The 23,266-nt window shown below is 43.9% G+C and carries 23 protein-coding genes and 1 pseudogene; 22 read left to right on the forward strand and 2 right to left on the reverse strand.

Going from position 1 to position 23,266, the window contains the following annotated elements; translation table 11 throughout:
* The first annotated feature begins 8 nt into the window (after positions 1-8).
* The 16 genes and pseudogenes from WMO28_RS02850 (at position 9) to WMO28_RS02920 (ending at position 15,423) form a co-directional block, all read left to right on the forward strand.
* Positions 9-1,316, forward strand: a complete 1,308-nt coding sequence (locus tag WMO28_RS02850) for a TIGR02679 domain-containing protein (RefSeq protein ID WP_349055995.1) — start codon at positions 9-11, stop codon at positions 1,314-1,316.
* On the forward strand, positions 1,313-2,410 hold the full coding sequence (locus WMO28_RS02855; RefSeq protein WP_349055996.1) for an endonuclease/exonuclease/phosphatase family protein: 1,098 nt from the start codon (positions 1,313-1,315) through the stop codon (positions 2,408-2,410). Before WMO28_RS02850 ends, WMO28_RS02855 begins: the two co-directional genes overlap by 4 nt.
* A 181-nt stretch (positions 2,411-2,591) precedes the next feature.
* Positions 2,592-3,380, forward strand: coding sequence for an electron transfer flavoprotein subunit beta/FixA family protein (locus WMO28_RS02860; RefSeq protein WP_178641872.1), 789 nt, complete (start codon positions 2,592-2,594; stop codon positions 3,378-3,380).
* A 13-nt stretch (positions 3,381-3,393) separates the two neighbouring features.
* Positions 3,394-4,584 (forward strand): FAD-binding protein, encoded by a 1,191-nt coding sequence (locus WMO28_RS02865; protein WP_178641875.1) that lies wholly within the window; start codon positions 3,394-3,396, stop codon positions 4,582-4,584.
* A 3-nt stretch (positions 4,585-4,587) separates the two neighbouring features.
* Positions 4,588-6,006, forward strand: a complete 1,419-nt coding sequence (locus tag WMO28_RS02870) for an FAD-binding oxidoreductase (RefSeq protein ID WP_349055997.1) — start codon at positions 4,588-4,590, stop codon at positions 6,004-6,006.
* A gap of 17 nt (positions 6,007-6,023) precedes the next feature.
* Positions 6,024-7,193 (forward strand): hypothetical protein, encoded by a 1,170-nt coding sequence (locus WMO28_RS02875; RefSeq protein ID WP_178641881.1) that lies wholly within the window; start codon positions 6,024-6,026, stop codon positions 7,191-7,193.
* 123 nt (positions 7,194-7,316) lie between these two features.
* A complete protein-coding gene (locus tag WMO28_RS02880; RefSeq protein WP_349055998.1) occupies positions 7,317-8,987 on the forward strand; it encodes a diguanylate cyclase domain-containing protein in 1,671 nt (556 codons plus the stop codon).
* A 188-nt stretch (positions 8,988-9,175) separates the two neighbouring features.
* A complete protein-coding gene (locus WMO28_RS02885; protein WP_349055999.1) occupies positions 9,176-11,011 on the forward strand; it encodes an RICIN domain-containing protein in 1,836 nt (611 codons plus the stop codon).
* A gap of 154 nt (positions 11,012-11,165) precedes the next feature.
* On the forward strand, positions 11,166-11,663 hold the full coding sequence (locus WMO28_RS02890) for a sigma-70 family RNA polymerase sigma factor (protein WP_178643253.1): 498 nt from the start codon (positions 11,166-11,168) through the stop codon (positions 11,661-11,663).
* On the forward strand, positions 11,647-12,381 hold the full coding sequence (locus WMO28_RS02895; protein ID WP_178643255.1) for a zf-HC2 domain-containing protein: 735 nt from the start codon (positions 11,647-11,649) through the stop codon (positions 12,379-12,381). Before WMO28_RS02890 ends, WMO28_RS02895 begins: the two co-directional genes overlap by 17 nt.
* A 73-nt stretch (positions 12,382-12,454) precedes the next feature.
* Positions 12,455-12,661 (forward strand): annotated as a pseudogene (locus WMO28_RS17155) (Gfo/Idh/MocA family protein); the annotation flags it as partial.
* Positions 12,635-13,300, forward strand: a complete 666-nt coding sequence (locus WMO28_RS02900; protein WP_435375772.1) for a Gfo/Idh/MocA family protein — start codon at positions 12,635-12,637, stop codon at positions 13,298-13,300. The pseudogene WMO28_RS17155 and the gene WMO28_RS02900, both read left to right, overlap by 27 nt.
* 188 nt (positions 13,301-13,488) lie before the next feature.
* Positions 13,489-13,842, forward strand: coding sequence for a Spx/MgsR family RNA polymerase-binding regulatory protein (locus tag WMO28_RS02905; protein WP_178643259.1), 354 nt, complete (start codon positions 13,489-13,491; stop codon positions 13,840-13,842).
* Positions 13,839-14,693, forward strand: a complete 855-nt coding sequence (locus WMO28_RS02910) for a DUF6198 family protein (RefSeq protein ID WP_178643292.1) — start codon at positions 13,839-13,841, stop codon at positions 14,691-14,693. The genes WMO28_RS02905 and WMO28_RS02910 overlap by 4 nt, the downstream gene beginning before the upstream one ends.
* A 60-nt stretch (positions 14,694-14,753) precedes the next feature.
* Complete coding sequence (locus tag WMO28_RS02915) at positions 14,754-15,047, forward strand: nucleotidyltransferase domain-containing protein (protein ID WP_178643261.1); 294 nt, start codon at positions 14,754-14,756, stop codon at positions 15,045-15,047.
* Positions 15,034-15,423: an HI0074 family nucleotidyltransferase substrate-binding subunit gene (locus WMO28_RS02920; protein ID WP_349056000.1), complete on the forward strand. Its 390-nt coding sequence runs from the start codon at positions 15,034-15,036 to the stop codon at positions 15,421-15,423. The genes WMO28_RS02915 and WMO28_RS02920 overlap by 14 nt, the downstream gene beginning before the upstream one ends.
* A gap of 85 nt (positions 15,424-15,508) precedes the next feature.
* Here the strand turns inward: WMO28_RS02920 and WMO28_RS02925 are convergent, their stop codons facing one another.
* Complete coding sequence (locus WMO28_RS02925) at positions 15,509-16,891, reverse strand: NCS2 family permease (RefSeq protein ID WP_178643265.1); 1,383 nt, start codon at positions 16,889-16,891, stop codon at positions 15,509-15,511.
* Positions 16,892-17,104: 213 nt separating this feature from the next.
* Here WMO28_RS02925 and WMO28_RS02930 point away from each other — a divergent pair, with 213 nt between their 5' ends.
* Positions 17,105-17,593: a DUF1648 domain-containing protein gene (locus tag WMO28_RS02930; RefSeq protein WP_178643268.1), complete on the forward strand. Its 489-nt coding sequence runs from the start codon at positions 17,105-17,107 to the stop codon at positions 17,591-17,593.
* A 145-nt stretch (positions 17,594-17,738) separates the two neighbouring features.
* A complete protein-coding gene (locus WMO28_RS02935; protein ID WP_349056002.1) occupies positions 17,739-18,011 on the forward strand; it encodes a hypothetical protein in 273 nt (90 codons plus the stop codon).
* A gap of 109 nt (positions 18,012-18,120) precedes the next feature.
* Here WMO28_RS02935 and WMO28_RS02940 read toward each other — a convergent pair whose 3' ends face one another.
* A complete protein-coding gene (locus WMO28_RS02940; RefSeq protein ID WP_349056003.1) occupies positions 18,121-19,146 on the reverse strand; it encodes a LacI family DNA-binding transcriptional regulator in 1,026 nt (341 codons plus the stop codon).
* 524 nt (positions 19,147-19,670) lie between these two features.
* On the opposite strand from WMO28_RS02940, the gene WMO28_RS02945 reads away from it, so the two are divergent.
* From WMO28_RS02945 to WMO28_RS02960, 4 genes are all read left to right on the forward strand, one after another.
* On the forward strand, positions 19,671-19,811 hold the full coding sequence (locus tag WMO28_RS02945) for a hypothetical protein (RefSeq protein ID WP_243004392.1): 141 nt from the start codon (positions 19,671-19,673) through the stop codon (positions 19,809-19,811).
* Positions 19,812-19,842: 31 nt separating this feature from the next.
* Positions 19,843-22,218 (forward strand): glycoside hydrolase family 31 protein, encoded by a 2,376-nt coding sequence (locus tag WMO28_RS02950; protein ID WP_349056004.1) that lies wholly within the window; start codon positions 19,843-19,845, stop codon positions 22,216-22,218.
* 65 nt (positions 22,219-22,283) lie between these two features.
* Complete coding sequence (locus tag WMO28_RS02955) at positions 22,284-22,742, forward strand: ferritin-like domain-containing protein (protein ID WP_044961927.1); 459 nt, start codon at positions 22,284-22,286, stop codon at positions 22,740-22,742.
* A gap of 108 nt (positions 22,743-22,850) precedes the next feature.
* Complete coding sequence (locus WMO28_RS02960) at positions 22,851-23,030, forward strand: DUF6472 family protein (protein WP_015526328.1); 180 nt, start codon at positions 22,851-22,853, stop codon at positions 23,028-23,030.
* Positions 23,031-23,266 lie beyond the last annotated feature (236 nt).

Here is a 23,266-nt window from a genome sequence, read left to right on the forward strand (position 1 = left end):
GGAAATGTGTGGAATATTTTAAAAGTCAGAAAGCATATAACCGGTGCTTCCGGGAACTCTGGAAAAAATGGCGTTCCTATGGAAAAGTGGCAGGAAGGATTACTTTGAAAAATGCTTCTGATGAAGAACGGCGGGCGATAAGTGGAATTACGGGGAAAATGTTTTTTGAGAAAGATATCCGGTTTACATTTTTGGAATTCGAGCAGGGGCTGCAGGAAACACGTTTTGCGCCGGTTGATATAAAAATTGTTCTTGAGGAATATTTTGGAAAAGAACTTGTGACAAGACAAGGAGAGAAAAAAGAACAGCAGAAGCAGAAGGAACATTTTCTGGAAAGTATATATGAATATTTTCAGAAAAAAATCGGAACAGAAGCAGCAGTGTTAAAATGGATAAGCGAGATGATCTCTTCGAAAAAGTATGGTTATCAGCTGATTATGAGGGAATATGAGAAAGAGCCAAAGCAGGCCAGAATATTGGCATATCATGCGGGAAATGCTTTGGAGAAACTTGAAGAAATCCGAAATGTGCAGTGTGCGCTTCCTCTTGCGGTATTTGCGGCAGAAGTATCGGACAATCCTCATTATTTTGACAGGGGAACAACGGCAGGAACTTTTCTGGTTCATGGAATCTGTTATGAACGAAAACGGCAATTGCCGGAAAATGCTTATCAATGGCGGGAATTACTTGAACAGGAAGGAATCGTTCCGGATAATATTTCCTCGCTGGTACACGTATATGGACTGAAAATGAAAAAAGAAGGTAACTGGCATCCGGCATATGAGGCATTTTGTGAAGAGGGCGAACCTTATGTGGTTACTATGGAAAATCTGAAAGGGATCACAGAAGTTCGGCCGCTGAGCAAAAAGGTGTACATCGTAGAAAATGAGATGGTGTTCAGTTATCTTATTGAAAATCTGCAGAGAAAAAATTATACATTGCTGTGTACATCCGGTCAGTTGCGTTTTGCGGCGCAAAAGCTGATCGGGATGATTCTGAAAAGTGGAAGTGACATTTACTATAGTGGGGATATTGATCCTGACGGAATAGGAATTGCGGACAGATTGTGGCAGAAGTACGGGAATCGGATTCATTTATGGAGAATGGAACCGAAAGATTATGAGAAAAGTATTTCAGGTGAAGCAATCAGCGAAACGGGTGTGATAAAGCTGGAGCGTATTGTCCATCCACAGCTTTTGAAAACAGCAGAATATATTAGAGAGAAAAGGCGATCCGGCTATCAGGAAAATATTTTGAAGGAGCTTCTGACTGATATGGAGCCAGAAAACCCCGTCCCCAATGGAGGCCAATCATGAAAACAAAGAAAATATTAAAAACAGCAGCCATCATCCTTCTAACAATCCTCATCATCCTGGCGGGCTACATCATTTACCTTTATGCCAGCTATCATAGAATCGAGGATAACAAAAAATTAGAAGTAGAAACCGTTTCCGAGAATGACAAAGAGGGAGATACCCTGTCAGCAGAAAAAAAATACTCCGCGCTTACATATAATATCGGTTTCGGAGCATATACGCCGGAGTACAGTTTCTTTATGGACGGCGGAAAATACTCCTGGGCGAAGAGCAAGGAGAGTGCGAAGGAGACAGTAACAGGTGCAGGCGAGCTGGTTGCATCACTGGATCCGGATTTTGCACTGATCCAGGAGATCGACCTGGATGCAACAAGAACCTATCATCTGGATGAATATTCCATACTGAAAAAAGTGATACCTGCGTACAACTGTGTGTTTGCACAGAATTATGACTCGGCATTTCTTTTTTATCCGTTTACGCAGCCTCACGGAAAAAGCAAGGCAGGCCTTGCCCTGTTTTCAAGATATCCGGTTACGGATTCTTTAAGAAGAAGTTTTCCGGTGTCTACATCGTTTACGAAATTTTTCGACCTGGACAGATGCTACAGCATATCCAGAGTGCCGGTGGACAATGGAAAAGAGCTGGTGATCTTTGAACTGCATATGTCAGCCTATGGTAACAGTGATGCTGTCCGGGAAGGTCAGATCAGTATGCTCCGCGAAGATATGCAGAAAGAATATGAGGCAGGAAATTATGTGATCTGCGGAGGAGATTTCAACCATGATCTGAAGGTCACAGAGGAGGACGAAAAGAATCAGGAGACGGAATCATGGGCATATCCGTTCCCGCGAGAGGAACTTCCGAAGCATTTTTCTTTCTGTCTGGATCAGTTTTCAACAGAAGAAAAAAAGAATATCTGGAACAGTGCCCGTAATGCGGACAGTCCGTATGTACCGGGCGAAACGTATACTGTGACACTGGATGGATTCATTATTTCCGATAATGTGGAATGTATGAAATACGAAAATGTAAACACCGGATATTCTTATTCTGACCACGATCCGGTATATATGGAATTTCAGCTGAAAAAATAGAATAAGATAATGAAAATCACTGCGAAATGAGATATGATTTCGCAGTGATTTTTTTTAGGATTTTATTGTAAATTTTACCAAAATACTCTCGACTTTATATCACTTTAATGTTATACTTATACAGCTGTTTAAAGCTTTAAAGTGAAAAATGAAGAAAGTAAACAAAGAAAGAAGATAAAAGATGAAAATAGTTGTATGTATGAAGCAGGTGCCGGCGAGCTCCAAGGTGGATATTGACCCGGAAACCGGTGCCATGAAACGAATGTCCGGTGAGACAAGAACGAATCCATACGATCTGTTTGCACTGGAGACAGCACTTATGATACGTGAAAAAACAGGTGGTACGGTAACAGTTCTGACCATGGGACCGCCTCAGGCGGAGGAGATGATCCGCGACGCATATACAATGGGAGCAGATGAAGGCGTGATCCTTTCTGACCGTAAATTTGCAGGAGCCGATGTGCTGGCAACCTCTTATGCGCTGGCTCAGGGAATCCAGGTGATCGGCGGAGCGGATCTGATCATCTGCGGACGGCAGACAACCGATGGTGACACTGCACAGGTAGGCCCTGCGATCGCAGAGCATATGGGACTTCCACATGCAGCCTGGGTAGCAGAGATCATGGATGTAAACGAAAAAAGCATTCAGGTCCGTCAGGATCTGGTCAGTGTTTCACAGGTTTCCGAGATCCCGTATCCATGTCTGCTGACAATCGATAAAGACACCTGTGTACCGCGCCTGCCTTCCTACTTATTAAAGAAAGCAACAGCAGAACGTCCGGTACGTATCTTAAGCTTTGAAGATATGTTAGATCACGATCTGAGCCGCTATGGACTGATCGGTTCCCCTACTTCCGTAGAAAAAATGTTTGCTCCTCCGGAAAGCGAAAAACAGGTTTATCTTGAAGGAAATGCGAAAGAAAAAGCAGATAAGCTTGTAGCGATTCTGACTGGAAAGAAAATCATATAGGGGGAAGAGGAACATGGAATTTTTGAAATTTGACGCAGATAAATGTGTGCTTTGCGGTATCTGTGTGGAGAAATGTCCTTTTGGAGCCCTTGCAATAGAGGGAAAAGGAATTGTTGTGGGTGAGACCTGCCGTATGTGTGGCCTCTGCGTCAGAAACTGCCCGGAAAAAGCAATTCGCTTTGAGCAGAAAGCGAAATCGGTTGACAAGGATAAATGGAGAAATTTCCTGATCTATGTAGAGCAGGAAAGAGGCGAGATTCATCCGGTCACATTCGAACTGATCGGAGAAGCGAGAAAGATGGCCGTAAAAGTAGGCTATCAGGTAAACTGTGTGATCGTGGGAGCAGAAGGAACAACAGAGAATGCGAAAAAACTTCTCCCATATGGTGTGGATAATGTTTATGTATATGAGGACAAAGGCTTCGAGGGCTTTCGTGCAGACTGCTATACGGATGCTGTTGCAGACTGTATCGCAGCCAACAAGCCAAGCTCTGTGCTGATCGGAGCAACTGCTCTGGGACGTTCCCTGGCACCGCGACTTTCCACAAGATTCCACACAGGACTGACTGCTGATTGTACCACACTGGATATCAAACCGAATACAGATATGATCCAGATCAGACCTGCTTTTGGCGGAAATATCATGGCGCAGATCGGAATCACAAAATCAAGACCGCAGTTTGCTACAGTCCGTTATAAGGTCATGGATAAGGCAGAAAAGGTAAAAGACCCGAAAGGTCAGATCGTTGTCTGTCATGTAAATGAAAAGATGACAGATTCCAGAATACATATTTTATCCTCTGAGGTGATCGACAAGGAAAAGAGTCTGGAGGAAGAGGATGTTCTGGTTGTAGCAGGACGTGGTGTGCGAAATGAAAAGGATGTGGAAATGTGCAGGGAGCTGGCAGATGCTCTTGGCGGACAGCTGGCATTTACCCGTCCGATGATCGAGAACGGATTCGGCGATGTGGCACATCAGATCGGACTTTCCGGAAGAACGGTACGTCCGAAACTTATCATTACCTGCGGTGTATCCGGTGCCATCCAGTTCACTTCCTGTATGACGGGTTCTGACTGTATCGTAGCGATCAATAATGATCCGGATGCACAGATTTTCAATGTGGCAGATTACTGTATCGTAGATGACTTGTATCAGGTTGTGCCGGAGCTGACAGAACTGATAAAAAATCGGAAGGAGGATTAAGTCATGGCATACCCTTATAAAAAAATGACTTCAGAAGATTTTGACTATATCCGTTCTGTTACGGCTTCAGACCGTGTATGGGTCGGAGATGAAATTGCAAAAGAATATTATCGCGACGAGATGCCGGAGTACGGTGTATTCCCGCCGGAGCTGTATGTGGAGGTCTTAAATAAAGAAGAGATCTCTGCGATCATGGCATATGCGTATAAAGAAAATATTCCGGTCGTATGCCGTGGAGCAGGAACCGGACTGGCAGGCGGAGCCACCTGTAAATATGGTGGAATCATGTTGTCTGTTATGCGTATGAACAGGATTTTTCCAATTGACAGAAAAAACCAGACGATCACAGCAGAACCTGGTGCTCTGCTCATCGATATTCAGGCTGCCGCTGCAGCAGGAGGACTTTTTTACCCGCCGGATCCGGGAGAAAAAACAGCGTCCATTGGTGGAAATGTTATCACAAATGCGGGTGGTATGAAGGCAGTACGCTATGGACTGACAAGAGATTTTGTGCGCTGCATCGAAGCTGTCATGCCGGATGGATCGATCATGAATTTTTCATCCAATGTTGTAAAAAACACCACGGGATACGATGTGAAAGATCTGGTGATCGGATCAGAGGGAACTTTATGTATTCTGACACAGGTAACATTAAAGCTGCTTCCTGCACCGACCTGCACCTGTACGCTGATCATGCCGTTTAAGAGCCTTGAGGAATGTGCAGATATGGTTCCGAAGGTTCTGGAACTTCCGTTTGTGCCGACTGCCATCGAGTTCCTAGAGAGAGAATTGATCGATATCGTAGAACGTAATCTGAACAAGATGTTCCCTGTAAAACAGGGCGAGGCAGTGCTGATCGTTATGTACGATGCATCCAGCAAACAGGAGCTGGACAGTGCAGTGGAAGCAGCAGCAGAAGCAGCTCTTGCAAATGGAGCTCTGGACTGCTGTATCGCAGGGACACCGGAGCGTGCCGGAGCTGTATGGAGTGTGCGAGGCGGAATCCTGGAAGGAATGAAAGCAGATTCTGTGGCACAGGAAGAATGTGATGTAGTTGTTCCACGTGCAAGGATCGCAGAATATGTAAAGGCTGCCAAGAAGATTGCAAGTGCACATGGAATCCGCGTGGAGCCATGCGGACACTGTGGTGACGGAAACATCCATACAGAGATGCTCCGCGGACCGGAAATGAGCGATCAGGAGTGGAAGGAAGCCACACATGCAAGCCTTGTGGAACTGTATGCACTGTCCAAAGAACTTGGAGGACAGCTTTCCGGTGAACATGGTATTGGAAACGGACGTCTGGAATTCCTGGAGGAGTTTGCAGGTCCGCGTATGATCGCGCTTTACAAAGCAATCAAGCTGGCCTTTGATGACAAACTGATCCTGAATCCGGGAAAAGTCATCGAATATAATAAATAAAAACGGGGGAAAGAGAGATGAGTCAGAACAAATCATTACAAAGCAAAATGCCTCTGGCCATGGGACTTGCATTTGTTGCATTTACCACACAGTTTGGCGGCGGATTCGCATCCGGAGCTCAGATTTACCAGTATTTTATTAACTACGGTATCTGGTGTCTGATCTTTCCGGCTGTAACACAGGGATTATATGCACTGTTTTTCTGGTATGGAATGCGTTACGCTTACAAACACAAAACCTATGATTACAGAAGCTTTTCCGACAGTCTTTACGGAAAAACAAAACCGGTGATGTCGAATCTTTATGAGATCTGTTACCTGATCATGATCGGAACAGCATCTGCAGCAGCATTTGCTACAGGCGGTTCCACACTACAGACTCTGTTTGGAATTCCATATTGGCTCTGCACGATGATCATTGCTGTATTTATTTTCGTGATCGCACTTTTTGGTACCAATGTTGTAAGAAAATGTGCTTCTACCTTAAGTGTACTGATCATTATCGGACTGGTACTGGTGCTTGTTCCGAACATCATTGCACAGTGGGGCGATATCACAGCGTCGATTCAGAGCATGGCCTCCGGAAAAATGTCCGTACTTTCTTCCGAAAGCGGAGCATTTGGCCCGGCCCTTTATTCCGCAGTACTGTATTTTTTCTTCCAGCTGGCTTCTGTTTCTGTTATGTATCAGCACATGGAGGATGTAACTGATGTGAAACAGATCAACAAAGCAGCTATCTGGATGTTTATCTGCAACTTCTGTGCAATGGAGCTTTCTATTCTCGGACTGCTGGCTATTGCATATGCAAGTGAGCTTGCAACAGCATCTGTTCCGATGCTTGTACTGGTTCAGAACGGAGTTGGCTCCGGAATCCTGACACCGATCATTTCACTGCTGATCATTCTGGGAGCAATCTCCACAGCAGTAAATATGATCTCCGGTATCGTAACAAGATGTGTAAACGCAGTAGAGCGCCGTATGGACAGCCCGGAGAAAAAGGCTCAGGGTCATCTTGTGAGAAACGCGATCTTCACAGCTGTATTCACATTCCTGGCATTTGCGATCGCACAGTTCGGCCTGATGACTGTTGTCAAAAAAGGATACGCATATCTTGGATATGCTGCCTTTATCACTTTGTTTGTCCCGTTTATCGTACACGCGATCGGAACACGTGGAAAAGAAATCTGAGAAAAACAGAAAGAAGATCTCGGAGCGTAGAAAATATGCTCCGGGATTTTTTAATAGAAAGGTTGATTTTTACACGGTAAAATATGATAATTATTGCAGGTCACAAAAGTGGAGGAAATTTTTATGCCAGATATGAAATTCATACAGGTTGCGATACTTGTATGGGGAGGTGCGTTTTGTCTGATCATGGCATTGTGCATGTTTTTGAGCAGCAACTATAACAGGGAAAAGCGCAGATATTTTATTTTGATGGAAAGCTCTACGGCAATATTACTGCTGATGGATGCGGCAGCTTATATTTTCCGGGGGTATCCAGGTAGTGTTGGAAGTGTGATGGTGCATGTGTCCAACTTTTTTGTATTTTTTATGAGTGAGATTGTTTTGATATGCTTTCACACTTATGCAGGTATTTATCTGCTGACCCAAAAAGAACGCAGAGCGCTTTTAAGGGTAAAAGCCGGATATATAATAGCATGTGTAGGAATCGTACTTGTGATCATCTCGCAGTTTACGAATCTGTACTATTATATTGATGCGGACAATTATTACCACAGAATGCCAATGTATATTTTGTCATTTATGCTGCCGGTGGTCTGTATGATCATAGATTTTACACTTCTGATACAGTACAGAAAAAGGGTCAGCAGGATGATGTTGGTGTCCATGCTGTTGTATATCCTGCTTCCCGTAATTGCAGCAGGGATACAGTCATTCTGGTATGGGATTTCGCTGATTAATTTTTCCATAGGAATCTCCATGATATTTATGTTTATTGTTGCCATGGCGGAGATGAATCAGGAGATGTATTTTCTGATGAGACGTGATGGCAAGATGAAGGAGAGGCTGGAGATCGCCACAGTGCTGAACCGGTGTGTCGGAGAGCTTCTGTCAGAGAAAGAGGATGACACGGCAATTCATAATCTTCTTGGGATTATCAGTGAGTATTTCAATGGAGATCGTAGTTATATCGTTGAGATCAATGAGGAGAAGCAGGTTTTTGTCAATACTTATGAGTATGCGGTGAACGGCATAACGGAGGAGAAGAATAATCTTCAGGAGATACCGCTTGATATGCTTGATATCTGGATGGACAGCTTCCGGAAAAACGGGCTGTATTATATTGCAGATCTGGAAACAGAAAAAGGCCAGCCGTATTATGAAACTCTTAAGATGCAGGATATTACCAGACTGCTGACAGTTCCGCTGAACAGTGAGGGAAAGATTATAGGGTTCCTGGGAGTGGACAATCCGCGGCTTCATTATGAAGACCATACGCTTTTGTCTTCACTGCAATATTTCCTGACAGACAGCTTGAAAGCCAAGAAGCAGAAGGAACAGCTTCGGTATATGAGCTATCGCGATATGCTGACAACCTTGTATAACAGAAACAAATATATTCAGGTGTTAGACAATTCCCAGGTTGAGGTTTTAAGTAAAGTTGGTGTAGCTTATATCGATATCAACGGACTGAAGCAGACCAATGACAGTTATGGTCACGAGGCAGGCGACCAGTTGATCATCAACACCGGACGTTCTATTATAGAGGTTCTGCCTGAGAATGCTTACCGTGTAGGCGGAGACGAATTCGTGATTATCTGTTTCAATATAGAAGAAGATATCTTCCGCAAAAAGATCCAGCGGATCTGCGAGAACATTGTTGAAAAAAATGTCAGTGTTTCTGTCGGAAGAGTATGGGAAGAAGCACCGGCTGATCTTGAAGTTATGCTGAAGAGAGCAGATGATCTTATGTATACAGAGAAAAAACGATATTATAAAAATCAGGATATCTTTTAAGATATTACAAAATAATAATCCCTGTTTCAATGGTTGGTTAATACTGCTGAAACAGGGATTTATCAGGCTTTTATAGTAGACTACCTAAAGGGAATATGATATAGTCAGTTATATAAATGTGCAGAATTAAAGGAGTGCAGCCGGAACTTTAATTCTGGCACTGTATTATGAACAGGAAGGAGAAATGTATGAAAGAAAGAAAGCTATTCAAAAACAGCAGCATTAAAAAAATAATAACAGCACTCTTATTATGTGTACTGTTAGTTACAGGTGCAGCACCGGCTTCTGTTTCAGCAACAACCAACGGGAAAACGCAGGATGACGCGTTCAACTGGATCTGTGCCAGAGGAAATGAACACTGGACATATTCATATGGTGAAACCTGGTGTGTCAGTCTGATCGTTGCATATTATAACTGGCTGGGAGTCGGAAGTGTCCGTGGAAATGCAAATGAATATGCATATAATGCGCTTCCAAGTGGCTGGAAACGAGTATACAGTGATCCGCAGCCGGGAGATATTGTAGTATGGAATGCAGGTGCATCGATTGGATGGGGAAATTCAATATCCTATGCAGACAGCAGTTACGGTCATGTAGGGCTTGTTGTGAGAAAGAATTCCTGGGGATCTATCACAACAGTGGAGACACGTGCCAGACAGGGACATGGTGCATATTATTATGAGCGAAATCCGCAGAGTGCGGCTTGTTTTATCCGACCGGATTTTGCGGCTGCAAATTCCGCACCGAATGCCATGAACATTGGACAGTCGTTTGATGCGCTGATTATACGTTCCGATGTCTGGATGCCTATTTATAAGAGACTGTCAGACGGAAATGTACTTCTCGGGCCACATAATACCCGAGCATATGCAAGAAATCACTGGCATTTTGAACGTCAGGCAGATGGAAGTTATATTATTACATCCCTTCAGGATGGAAAAGCGCTTGATGTAACAGGTGCCAGTTCAGCGAATGGAACCAATGTCGGTACATATACGAAATGGGGAACGGATAACGGGGCGCAGAAATGGTATGTTATCGGAAATGCAATAGCATACGAACTGGCACCGAAGTTGTCACCGGATAAGCGACTGGATGTAACAGGTGGTTATACTACTGTAGATACCAACATTGAGATCTATGAAGCCAATGGAACCAATGCACAGATATTTTCTATTTATAAATGCAGCAGTGCTAATGGATATCCAACATCGAGTACTTCCATTGTTCCGGATCAATATACCTATAATAAAAAGGTTGGAAATTCTTTCCAGATAAAAGAGAATTTTTCTTCAAGATATGGTGCTTCCTATGGTGATCTTTCCTGGAAGAGCAGCAACAGCAGTGTTGCTTCTGTAAACAGCAAGGGTGTGGTAACTGCAAAGAAGCAGGGTACTGCCCAGATCACAATGACTTCGATCTTTAATCCGAATATTTCAACAACGGTAAAGGTTGTTGTAGGACAGAATCATGTACATTCCTGGAACAGCGGAAAAATAACCGTGAAACCTACAACTACCAAAACAGGAGTTAAAACTTACACCTGTAAAAAGTGTGGTGCAACCAAAAAAGTTTCAGTTCCTGTAGTAAGCCTGGTAGGAAAAACAGTAAAAGTTAAAGCATCCAATGGTGTTTATAAAGTACTTAAAAATAACTGTGTTGAATTCACAAAACCAATAACAAAAAAAGCAACAGTAAGTATTCCTGCAACTGTTAAGATTAGCGGAAAAAATTACAAAGTAGTGACGATTTCAGCAAATGCTTTTAAGAATAATACAGTGCTCAGAACACTTACAATTGGAAGCAATGTGTCAACGATCCGGGCGAATGCATTTTATGGATGCAGGAACCTCAAAAAGATTACAATAAGATCGTCGAAGCTTACAGGCAAGAATGTTGGAACAAATGCTTTTGCGAAAACAAACTCCAAACCGACGGTGACAGTTCCGGCTAAAAAGCTGAGTTCTTATAAGTCATTGCTACGATCCAGAGGAATGAGCAAAAAAGCAATATACAAAAAATAAAATTTAAAAATCAGAAAACCCCGGGAGCTGTACCGGGGTTTTCTATTTCAGAGGAGAATCCTGCAAACAGGGTTCTTTCTTATTTTGGTAAATTCCTGTAACGTTTTTCAGACTGGTGCGTCTTACAGGTGAGAAAGGAGGAAAGAAGCAACTTATGAACATAGAGGAGCTTTACCGGACATATTTTGAAATCGTGTATCGGTATATCCGCTCGATCTCGCGGGATGAGATATTGGCTGAGGAGATTACTCAGGAGACTTTTTTTAAGGCACTTAAGAAGGCAGATGAGTTTCGGGGAGAGTGTGATGTGAGGGTGTGGCTTTGCCAGATTGCGAAGAATACTTTGTATGATCAGCTGAAAAAGCAGAAAAAGTATCTTCCGAATGAGGAAGCACTGGAGCAGACAGAGAGTGAATCTGGTGGGAATTTCGAGGAAAAACTGGCTCAGAAAAGTGAAGCCATGGAGATTCACAAGGTTCTGCATGGAATCCAGGAACCATATAAAGAAGTTTTTTCCCTGCGGACATTCGGAGAGTTAAGCTTTCGTGAGATCGGGATGATTTTTGGGAAAAGTGAAAACTGGGCACGGGTGACTTACTACCGTGCAAGAGTAAAGATCAGAGAGGAGCTGGAACATGAAGATCACGTGTGATGTTATACAGGACCTGATGCCGTCTTATGTGGACGGGATCTTAAGCGAGGACAGCAGAGAGCTGGTAGAAGAGCATCTGAAAAGCTGTAAGGAATGTCAGAAGATGCTGGAGATCATGCAGGCAGACCAGGAGAAAGAAAAGAACCAACCCGGGCACGGGCAGGATGCCGCTTTTAAGTGCGGAGAAACGGAAAATAAAAATGCAGGGAGTGCAGCGGCGTTGAAAAAGATCCGGAAAAAGCTTCGTATCCGCAGGATTATCACAGCAGCCGTGGCCGTGATCCTGACATTGACTGTGGCAGCGGCCGGTTATGATCACTGGTACTATAACGAGAAATATATGACACTGGAAGACAGCGGAATGTATGTAAAAAATAACGGTCTGTATTCTTCGAAAAACCTGATCAATCGCATAAAGATACACTACACAGAAGATGGAAAAACAGAATTTGTCTATGCCATTGATGCGCCTTACGCAGGCCCCCTAGAACTGAAGGGAGAGGACATGATGCTGCAGGATTTTTCACAGAAGACAGAGGAAGAATCACCGGATGATGACAGCATTCCAAAAACAGTAAAGGAAGTTTACTACATGGGTGAAGACGCATGGAAAAAATTCTTCCAGCTGATCGAACTGGAAATAGATGGAAAGCAGGAAAAGGCAGAGAAGATGGTGGACGAGATGAAGCAGGAGTCGGAGGTTTTGTGGACGGAATAAAAATTCAGATGAATCGTTCTTGACGGTGAATCCATGTGGAATTATCATGTAACCAGTAGAATTTGCGGCAGCTCATGGGGCAGAGCGTTTCTGTGACAGCCTGGATGACTTGATTGCAGATCCGGAGGTGGAAGCCGTTTATGTGGCAACGCCTAACCATATGCATTATGAACAGGCAAGGAAGCTTCTGAATGCAGGGAAGCATGTTCTCTGCGAAAAATCCCTTGCATCGAACAGGCGGGAAGCAGAGGAAATGTTCCGGCTGGCCCGTGAGAAGAACGTGATCCTTCTGGAAGCTGTGCGGACTGTTTTTGATCCAGGTATGGAAATCATAAAAAATAATATGGAAAGACTGGGCGCGATCCGTAAGGCTGCGTTTGTATTCTGCCAGTATTCCAGCAGATATGATAGTTTTAAAGAAGGAAAAGAACACAATATTTTCCGCAGGGAATGCTCTGCCGGAGCATTGATGGATATCGGTGTTTACAGTGTCCATATGATGCTGCAGCTTCTTGGAAAACCGGAAGCAGTCCGGGGATTTTCCGTGATGCTCCACGGGGATATAGACGGTGCAGGGACGATTCTTGCAAAATATGAGGACAAGATTGCAGAGGTATCCTATTCCAAGATCACCAATTCTGCATTGCCAAACGAGCTTCAGGGTGAAAACGGAGTGATGCAGTTCCATGGAAGTGCAAACAGCCCGGAGAATGTGAAGATTATTTTCCGCGATGGAAAAGAAGAGGTTCTTTATCATCGCGAAACAGAAAATGATATGAAATATGAACTGGAACATTTTCTGAGAATGATCCATGGAGAGGAGTCGTCCGAGATTCATGTTCAGCGTTCCCTGGATGGGCTGGAGCTGATGGACGAAGTGCGGAGACAGTGTGGAATCGTGTTCCCGGCGGATGAATAGAAAAAAGAGTATATAATCACACAGATGAGGAAAAATCCTCTTCCGGTTGTAAAAAAATGCAGCCAGGTGGGGATTTTTTGTGCTATATATGGTAAAATAGAGCGCAGATGGCAGATAAAAAATATTGTGCCATAAAAACGCAGTGGTATGGCGACAGACCTGCTATTGTAAAATGAGGAGGACATGAGATGTTATTTGTATGCTATCCAAAATGCAGTACCTGCAAAAAAGCGCAGAAATGGCTGGATGAGAGTGGTGCTGATTATACTCTGAGAGATATTAAAACAGAGAATCCTACAAAAGAAGAACTAAAACAATGGTGGGAAAAGAGCGGGCTTCCGCTGAAGCGTTTTTTTAATACCAGTGGAAATGTTTATAAAGAACTGAAGCTGAAAGATAAGCTCCCGGACATGAGTGAGGAGGAACAGCTTGCCCTTCTTGCCACAGACGGAATGCTTGTGAAGCGTCCGATTCTTGTAGCAGAGGATAAGGTGCTGGTTGGCGCGAAGGAAAAAGAATGGGAAGAGTATTTAAAGCCATGAAGAAGGATCTGAATTTCGGTGAGGTTATTAAGGAGGGAGCGATCCTGACCGTTGCAGTGGCGATCATCGCAGCTGCGGTATATTTTTTCCTGGTGCCAAGCCATACCTCGATAAGCAGTATTTCCGGTCTTGGAATCGTGCTGTCCAATTTTGTGCCGCTGCCGCTGTCTGCGATCACCATGATCCTGAATGTGGTGCTTCTGATCATCGGATTTTTTACATGCGGAAGAGAGTTTGGTGTTAAGACGGTTTATACGAGTATTATGCTGCCAGTGTTTCTGGGAGTTTTTGAGATTATTTTTCCAAACTTTGGTTCTATGACGGGCAGCCAGGAACTGGATGTTCTGTGCTATATTCTGGTAGTCAGTGTGGGCTTAAGTATTCTTTTTAATCGGAATGCTTCTTCTGGCGGACTGGATATTGTTGCAAAGATCATGAACAAATATCTTCACATGGAGCTGGGAAAAGCCATGTCACTTTCCGGTATGTGCGTGGCACTTTCGGCGGCGCTTGTGTATGATAAAAAAACAGTAGTCCTGAGTATTCTGGGAACGTATTTCAACGGAATTGTTCTGGATCATTTTATTTTTGACCATAATATCAAGAGGCGTGTGTGCATTATTACAAAGAAAGAAGAGGAGCTTCGTCAGTTCATCGTTCATGACCTGCACAGCGGTGCAACGATCTATGAGGCAATCGGCGCCTACAACATGGAAAAAAAGTATGAGATCATTACCATTGTAGATAAAGGTGAATATCAGAAGCTGATGAAGTTTATAAACCAGGAGGACCCGAAAGCATTTATCACGGTTTATAATGTATCGAATATGCGGTATCAGCCGAAGAAATAAAATTTGGCAGCTCCATCTGTCTGGGAGCATATGAAATAGAAAGCTGGTGAGGATGCAGAGATGGAAAATACAGGAATTAATCCGAAGGTTATTGCGGAAATAAGAAATTTTGCGAAGCTGTATGAAGTCAGAAAAGTAATTCTGTTTGGATCACGGGCAAGAGGTGATTTCAGAAGAACCAGCGATATTGACCTGGCGGTAAGTGGCGGAGATTTTAACCGTTTTGCGCTGGATGTGGATGAAGAGACAAGTACATTGCTGGAATATGATATTGTAAATCTGGACGCTGAAATGCAGGACGAGCTGCGGGAATCAATAAAAAAAGAAGGTCGGATATTATATGAAAAAATATGAGAATTTCTGTGCATCATTGGGAAACATGAAAGAGATTTATAATTATAAAGAGCCCTATGACAATGTTGTACTTACAGGTCTGGTGGGACTATATGAGATCACATTTGAGCAGTCATGGAAGATGATGAAAGAAATTTTACAAGATCATGGCTATGAAGAAGGCGCAACGGGATCTCCTAAGATTATTCTGAAAACTGCTTATAAGGCAGGAATGATAAAGGATGAAAATATGTGGCTGCGTGCATTACAGGCGAGAAATAATGTAACACATTCTTACAATCAAAAAATAGCTTTGGGTATTGTTGATGAAGCGAAAAATGAATTTTATAAAATGTTCACGGATTTAAAGGAAGAAGTGGAAAACAACTGGCTCTGATGAATTCAGATATGCGGTATCAGCCGAAGAAATAAAAAAATTCCCGGACCATATCATATGGCACCGGGAATTTTTTGCACTCTTTTTAGAGGAAAATATATTTCAGGATAAACAGCACTGCCAGTACATACATCAGAGCGCTGATCTTCTTTTCTTTTGCCTTACCTGTGATCAGGTTGATAGCTACGTATGTGATAATTCCCATGGAGATACCTTCGGAAATGCTGTAGAAGAACGGCATTGCGATGATACATACATAACATGGGATCGCCTCGGACATATCGCTGAAATCAATGCTGATAACATTGCTGAGCATGTACAATCCGACGATCACCAGAGCCGGAGCTGTGGCAAAGGACGGGATCGCTAGGAAGATCGGAGACAGGAACAGGGACAGGCCAAATAAGATGGCAGTTGTCACTGCGGTAAGTCCGGTTCTTCCGCCTTCGGATACACCGGAAGCACTTTCTACGAAAGTAGTAGTCGTGGATGTACCGAGAACAGCACCTGCAGTTGTTGCAACAGCGTCTGCAAGAAGGGCGCCCTTGATGTGAGGAAGCTTACCATTCTCGTCCAGCATACCGGCCTTGGAGGATACACCAACGAGAGTTCCGAGAGTATCAAAAAGATCTACAAATAAAAATGCAAACAGGATAACAAGGAAATCCAGTGAGAAAACTCCGTCAAACTGCAGCTTCGCAAAGATCGGAGCAAGACTCGGGATAGAGAGTCCGTTGCTGAAATCCGGGAGCAGGCTGTAGAAGCCGATCTCCGGGTTCGGAACATAAAGTCCGGCGAACTGACAGATGATTCCAAGTCCCCATGTGATCAGGATACCCCAGAGGATGTTTCCCTTTACATTCTTAACAACCAGGATTCCGGTTACGATGATACCGATCAGAGCCAGGATAACGGTAATCCCAACGTTGTTGAAGGAAGCCTCCACACCCTTGGCTGCGTTGTAGCCATCTACAGAGAAAAGCTGCAGCAGAGTGGAGCCGCCGATCACGATATTGGCATTCTGTAATCCTACAAATGCGATGAAAAGACCGATACCAACGCTGACTGCGGATTTCAGGTTCAGAGGGATCGCGTTGAAGATCGCTTCACGTACATTGGTAAGTGAAAGAACGATAAATACAATACCTTCTGCAAAAACTGCGGTCAATGCATACTCCCAGCTGTAGCCCATACCGATAACGACTGTATAGGCAAAGTATGCGTTCAGACCCATTCCGGGTGCCAGTGCGAACGGGTAGTTGGCGAAGATTGCCATCAGCAGCGTTCCAAGGAAGGCTGCCAGTGCGGTAGCTGTGAATACAGCTCCGGAATCCATGCCGGTCGCGGACAGGATGTTGGGGTTGACGGCCAGGATATACGCCATTGTCATAAAGGTCGTGATGCCGGCCAGCACCTCAGTTTTTGAGTCCGTTTTATTTGCGGACAGCTTGAAGATTTTTTCTAACATATTTCTTTCCCTTTCTTAAATATGTTTTTGGACAACATGTCTATTTTATCATATAAAAAATTTGTGTGCAATCGTTAATGCTTAACAGATATTGTTATGTAAGGTAATTTTTTGTAAAATACTTTTACAAGCAGGTAATTTGTGTGTAAAATACAGAAAAGAGAGTATTCGATTTACAGACGGGTTTATTTTGTGATGAAGGGAGAGTAGATAATGTCTGAGAAAAAACTTCGGAATATTACAGATGTGATCTGTTTTCTGATGATCCTTGGGTACGTGATGTATCTTGTAGCCACCTGGGGAAATCTGCCGGAGAGGGTGCCGATACATTTTAATGCGCATGGAATTCCGGACCGGTATGGGAAGAAGGGCAGTCTTCTTCTGGAGCCGATTTTAGGGCTGCTGATCCTGGCGCTTCTGATGTTCTGCCAGAGATTTCCGCAGTGGTGGAATTATCCGGTTGAGGTGACGGAGGAGAACAGAGAGCGTATCTTTGAGATCGCGTCAAAAATGATATCTGTCATCAAGCTGTTATCCATTGGAGTATGTCTTTATGCCGGAATCAGCGGGAATCTGGGAACGGCACCTATGTGGCCGGTGTGGATACTGATCGCAGGGATTTTTGTAACATTGCTCCGGGGAATCCGGGAGATATATAAGACTGGTAAAGAAACTGACATGGATGAAGATGATAAATCGTGAAGCGGTCGCGTTTGTGATCATGTAGCAGAGTGGAAGGTAAAGGTTCGATTTATTGTACTGAATATGGATGGAACCAGCGAAAGCGGATCGCGTATATCCGCCTCGCGAAATTATAATAAAAACAGGAAAGGAATCTCAGCAGCATATGGCAGATACAAGAACAGATGAGCTTTACAGAGCACTTCAGGATAAGGGCTATCCCGATGAACTGTGCCGGGAAATCGCCTATAAACATATGAATACCGATTACACAGCTACACGGATGCTGGGGTATTTATACAGGGTGACAAGTCCCAGAGTGGAGGATGTGATCGATGAGATGCTGGCGATCTTAAGTGACCGGGAAGCCATCATCTGGAAGAAAGAGCTGGAGCACGCCCAGGCTACGATCAACAGCGTGTATCGGGAGGGGTTGTAACGGAAATCCCGGAGCTGTGCCAGTGCTGGCGATCAGAAGCACTGCAGCAGTTCCGGGATTTTATGATTTGATCCTTGAATAAGAGATAGTCGAGATAAAATCCCTGTACTTAATACAAAGAGATCACCGACTGCCTGTCCACGATCTCAACATCCAGGGCGGCCTGGCAGGAGGAGCTGACAGAGCCGGTGCGGATCTTTTCCAGAAGAAGGCTGGTGGCCAGCTTCGCCTTCTGGGGGATGTTCTGGGAAACCGAAGTCAGTTTTGGCAGGGTGTACTGGCAGAGAGTCAGGTTATCATATCCGATCACAGAGAGATCCACAGGAATGCGGTAACCGCCCAGGCGTGCACCCTCCATAATTCCGATGGCACAGATATCCGCTGTAGTTACCGCTGCGGTAACTGGAGAGCTGTTGGATGCGATCTCATGGCCGGCCTGGATACCGCCCTCATAGGAAGGAGAGTACTCATAAACGTAATCCGGGTTAAAAGTAATATGGTTCTCCTCCAGCGCCCGTTTATAGCCATTGAAACGGTTGGCAAGAACGTGGCTGATTTTGTAATCGGCCACAAAGGCAATGGCGGAATGACCGTGATTGATCATATATTTTGTGGAAAGATACATGCCTTTTTCATCATTGGAGGTAATATTGATGAGATTGGGATGATTCAGCTCGCAGTCAAAGGTGGCGATGGGGCAGGTGACGGAATCCATCAGCTTTGCCATGTATTCGCCGGCGGCAGGATAAAGAATGATGATTCCGTCTACATTCCAGTTCTTCAGAAGGGAAATGATATCCGCATTTTTTGATACAGAGCGGATCATGGTGAAATATTCATTCTTCTGCAGTTCTTTTTCGATAGCACCGATCATGGTGCTGACATAAGGGTTCTCAAAATAGTTGGTTCCCAGGAGCACATCTTTTTCATCAAGGGAAATGATGATGCCGATGATGTGGGATTTTTTATTGGATAAGCTCCGGGCATTCAGGTTGGGAACATATCCGTATTCTTCTATGATCGCATTGACCTTGTCTCTGGTTTTCTGGGAAACGCGGCTGGTTTTGCCGTTGATCACATTGGAGACGGTCATCATACTGACGCCGGCCAGGTCTGCGATATCTTTTAATGTCATACTACACACCTCTGTTCTTCCATAGCAGTTTCCGGGAAGGAAACTGCTGTCATACATATATATATAAAATTCTAACACATTTCTCAGGTAAAAATAAAAATACAATGAAAAATCCAGAATTTATGTATCCTCTTATTACAGGTTTACAAGGTTTAAACACGAAATATAAATGTTCGAAAAAACGGTTTATAAACTATATATATTATAGTCCGACATAGTGAAAAAATCAATGTATGATTGCGGGAAAATAAAAAAACACAGCCTTGAAATATGAAAAATGCACAAAAATCACATATAAATACTAGAAAAATCGACGAAATAATAAAATTATATTGACGAATATCTATGCGCGTGATAGATTAACAATAGATTTATCGTTAAACTAAAAGGAACGGAAAACGTAGTCAAAAAACGGAATCTTCAGTATTGCGATCTTCCAGTTCCTTTGGACATGGGAGGATTTCCTGTGGCCATACCTGGTAATTACAAATAAAGACAAACAGCTTCTTGCCGTTGGTCTTAAGATGTTTAACGGACAGTATTCCACAGATTATGGTGCACTGTTTGCGGCAACTGCCATTTCCATCATCCCGGTTCTTCTGATCTATCTGTTCTTCCAGAAACAGTTTATCGCCGGAATCGCAGCATCTGCTGTAAAGGGCTGATGGCATACAGATAATAAACGGAGGGACATAAATGCAGGACATATATAAATTAGAAACACATCCCCTGGCATTAAGTGAAAATATGATCACAGGGGATAAATACAGGATTACGTTTCTCACAGAGGGACTGATCCGTCTGGAGTATGATAAGGAGGGCGTATTTGAGGACCGCCCCACGCAGATGGTGTTTTTCAGGGATTTTCCAAAAGCGGACTATCGTGTAGTGCGTACAGAGGATGGGATCGAGGTCCATACGAAAAGAATCCACCTTATTTATAATGAGAAGGAATTTACCAGCTGGGGCTTAAGCATTCAGGTAAAAGGAAACTACAGCATCTGGTACCACTACGGAGAAGAGATCCATGATCTGAAGGGAACCGTCAGAACGCTGGATATGGTGGACGGAGCAACAGAGCTGGAGCATGGTATTCTTTCCAGGTTCGGATATTCTCTGGTGGACGACAGCAGATCGCAGGTGCTTCTGCCGGACGGCTGGATCGAGCCAAGAAGAAAGGGCATCAAGGATCTGTACTTCTTCGGATACGGACATGACTACAAAGAAGCGCTTCATGATTTTTACAGACTTTGCGGAAAAACACCGATGCTTCCAAGGTTTGCTCTCGGAAACTGGTGGAGCAGATATTATAAATATTCTGAGGAAAGCTACAATGAGCTGATGGATAAATTTCAGGAGAAAAATATCCCGTTCACGGTTGCCGTTATTGATATGGACTGGCATGTGACCGATGTTGACCCGAAATACGGAAGCGGCTGGACCGGATATACCTGGAATAAAGAGCTCTTCCCGGACCCGAAGCGTTTCTTGGAAGGTTTACATAAAAGAGGAATGCGTACCACATTAAATGTACATCCTGCAGACGGCGTACAGGGCTGGGAAGAAATGTATGAGGACATGGCAAAGGCCATGGGTGTGGATTATGAAAATGAGGACCCGGTAGTATGCGATCCGGCAAGTCCGAAATTTATGGAAGCCTATTTCAAATATCTTCATCATCCGAGAGAGGAAGAAGGTGTGGATTTCTGGTGGATCGACTGGCAGCAGGGAAGCAACTGCAAGATCGAAGGGCTTGATCCTCTGTGGATCTTCAACCACTTCCATTTCCTGGACAGTGCCAGAAACGGAAAACGTCCCATGACCTTTTCCAGATATGCAGGTCCCGGAAGCCACAGATATCCGATAGGCTTTTCCGGAGATACTCATATTACCTGGGATTCCCTTGATTTTCAGCCATACTTTACATCCACAGCTTCCAACATCGGTTATGGATGGTGGAGCCATGATATCGGCGGACATATGCTTGGATATAAGGATGACGAGATGACCGCCCGCTGGACACAGTACGGGATCTTTTCCCCGATCATGCGTCTTCACAGCTCATGCAGTGACTTCAACGGAAAAGAGCCGTGGCGTTTCAAAAAGGAGACAGAGGTTGTTATGGAAGAAGCTCTCCGTGAGCGCCACAGAATGATGCCGTATCTTTATACCATGAACTACAGAAGCTATCAGGAAGATCTTCCTCTGGTGGAGCCCATGTATTATGAATATCCGGAGGCACCGGAGGCATATACGGTAAAAAATCAGTACTTTTTCGGAGACCAGCTGATGGTAGCGGCTGTGACAACACCGAGAGTAAAAGGTCTTAATGTAGCGAAGACAGCAGTATGGCTGCCGGATGGGGTATGGTATGATATTTATACAGGTCTGCGCTATGAGGGTGGACGAATGGTGGATATGTACCGTACTCTGGACAGTATCCCGGTTCTTGCAAAAGCAGGCGGTATTCTGGTGATGACCGATGAGATCCGTGGAACAGAGGCGGAAAAGAATCCGGAAAGCCTGAATATCCGGGTATTCCCGGGTGCTGACGGAAGCTTCAGATTGTATGAGGATGACAACGAAACCTGTGCTTACGAAAATGGTGCCTGTGTATTTACGGAAATGGATTATAAGGAAAAGGATCAGGGAGTGTTTACCATTCATCCCGCACAGGGAAAAACAGAGCTGATCCCGGCAAAGAGAGCTTATACCGTGGAGTTCTGTAATTTTGCGAAAACAGGAACAGATACTGTGAAGGTTCTGGTTAACGGAGCAGAGACTGAGGCTGCTGTAAAATATGAGGAGAAGCTTCAGAAGATCTGTGTGGAAGTGGAAGCAGACACAGCGGCAGAGGTGCAGATCATTCTCGCTGGCGAAGTGGCAGACAATCAGACAAAAGAGCGTATCTTTGATTTCCTGAACCAGGCAGAGATCGGTTTTGTGCTGAAGGACAGATTATATCAGCTGATCACAGCCGGAAAGAAGCTGCCGGTTCTTTTATCTGAGCTTCAGTCCATGGAGCTGGACAAGGATCTTTACGGAGCACTGATGGAGATCCTGACTGCGTAAAAACATGAATAAAATCGCGTTTCCAAACCATACTATCATTATTATCAAAAGAAAGGATGATCATAATGATATTAAAGGAAAAAGAACGTACAGTGATCCAGGATCTTCAGACACAGGAAAAAAGCTGCATTGAAAAATACGGAAAATACGCACAGCAGGCCAGGGATCCGGAGCTTAAAAGCTTATTTCAGACTCTTCAGAAAAAAGAGCAGGAGCATTACGATTCCCTGAGCCAGGTGCTTTCCGGTACAGTTCCACAGGTAAACTGTAATGACAGTGACGGCCGTGATTACCAGCCAAAGGCTGCTTACACATCGGTGATGTCCTCAGAGGATAAGGAACACGATGCTTTTCTTGCAACAGACTGTATCGGAACAGAAAAGCTGATTTCCGGAGAATACAACTCGGATGTTTTTGCTTTTGAAGACAGTGGTGTGAGGAAGCTTCTGGCAGATATCCAGGTGGAAGAGCAGAATCATGCGGAGATGCTTTACAAATACAAAACTGTGAACGGAATGTTCTGATATATAAAAAAAGGGAGGATTTCAGTAATGGAATTCTTCCTTTTTTTGTTATATAATCAGGAGAACAGCAGGGAGAAATACTTTCCTGCAAAGAGAGGAGAAATAAGCATGAAAGGAACCAGCTGCGAATACTGTGCAAACTATACATATGATGAAGAGTGTGACGAATATTACTGTGATGTCAATCTGGATGAGGATGAATATTATCGTTTTGTGAGCAGTGATTACAAGGAATGTCCGTATTATCGGTCCGGAGATGAGTACAAGGTGGTACGGCATCAGATGTGACATAGAGTAACGGAAAAAATGGAGCAGAAAATAATGTGATAAGACAAATGCGGGTTTTCCACGAAAAGGAATGAGAGTTTTGTGGAAAATCTGCATTTTGATGTTTTGATATGTGCAAAAGGCTTCAAATTTGTAAAAATTAGCGTGTTTACATTTGAAAAAAATATCTTTATAATAAAAATATTGGTCTGACAGGTGGAGCCTTTATACCATCCAGACGATGATAATGCTACAGG

The organism is Blautia aquisgranensis (assembly GCF_040096615.1).
Taxonomy (GTDB): Bacteria; Bacillota; Clostridia; order Lachnospirales; family Lachnospiraceae; genus Blautia_A; species Blautia_A aquisgranensis.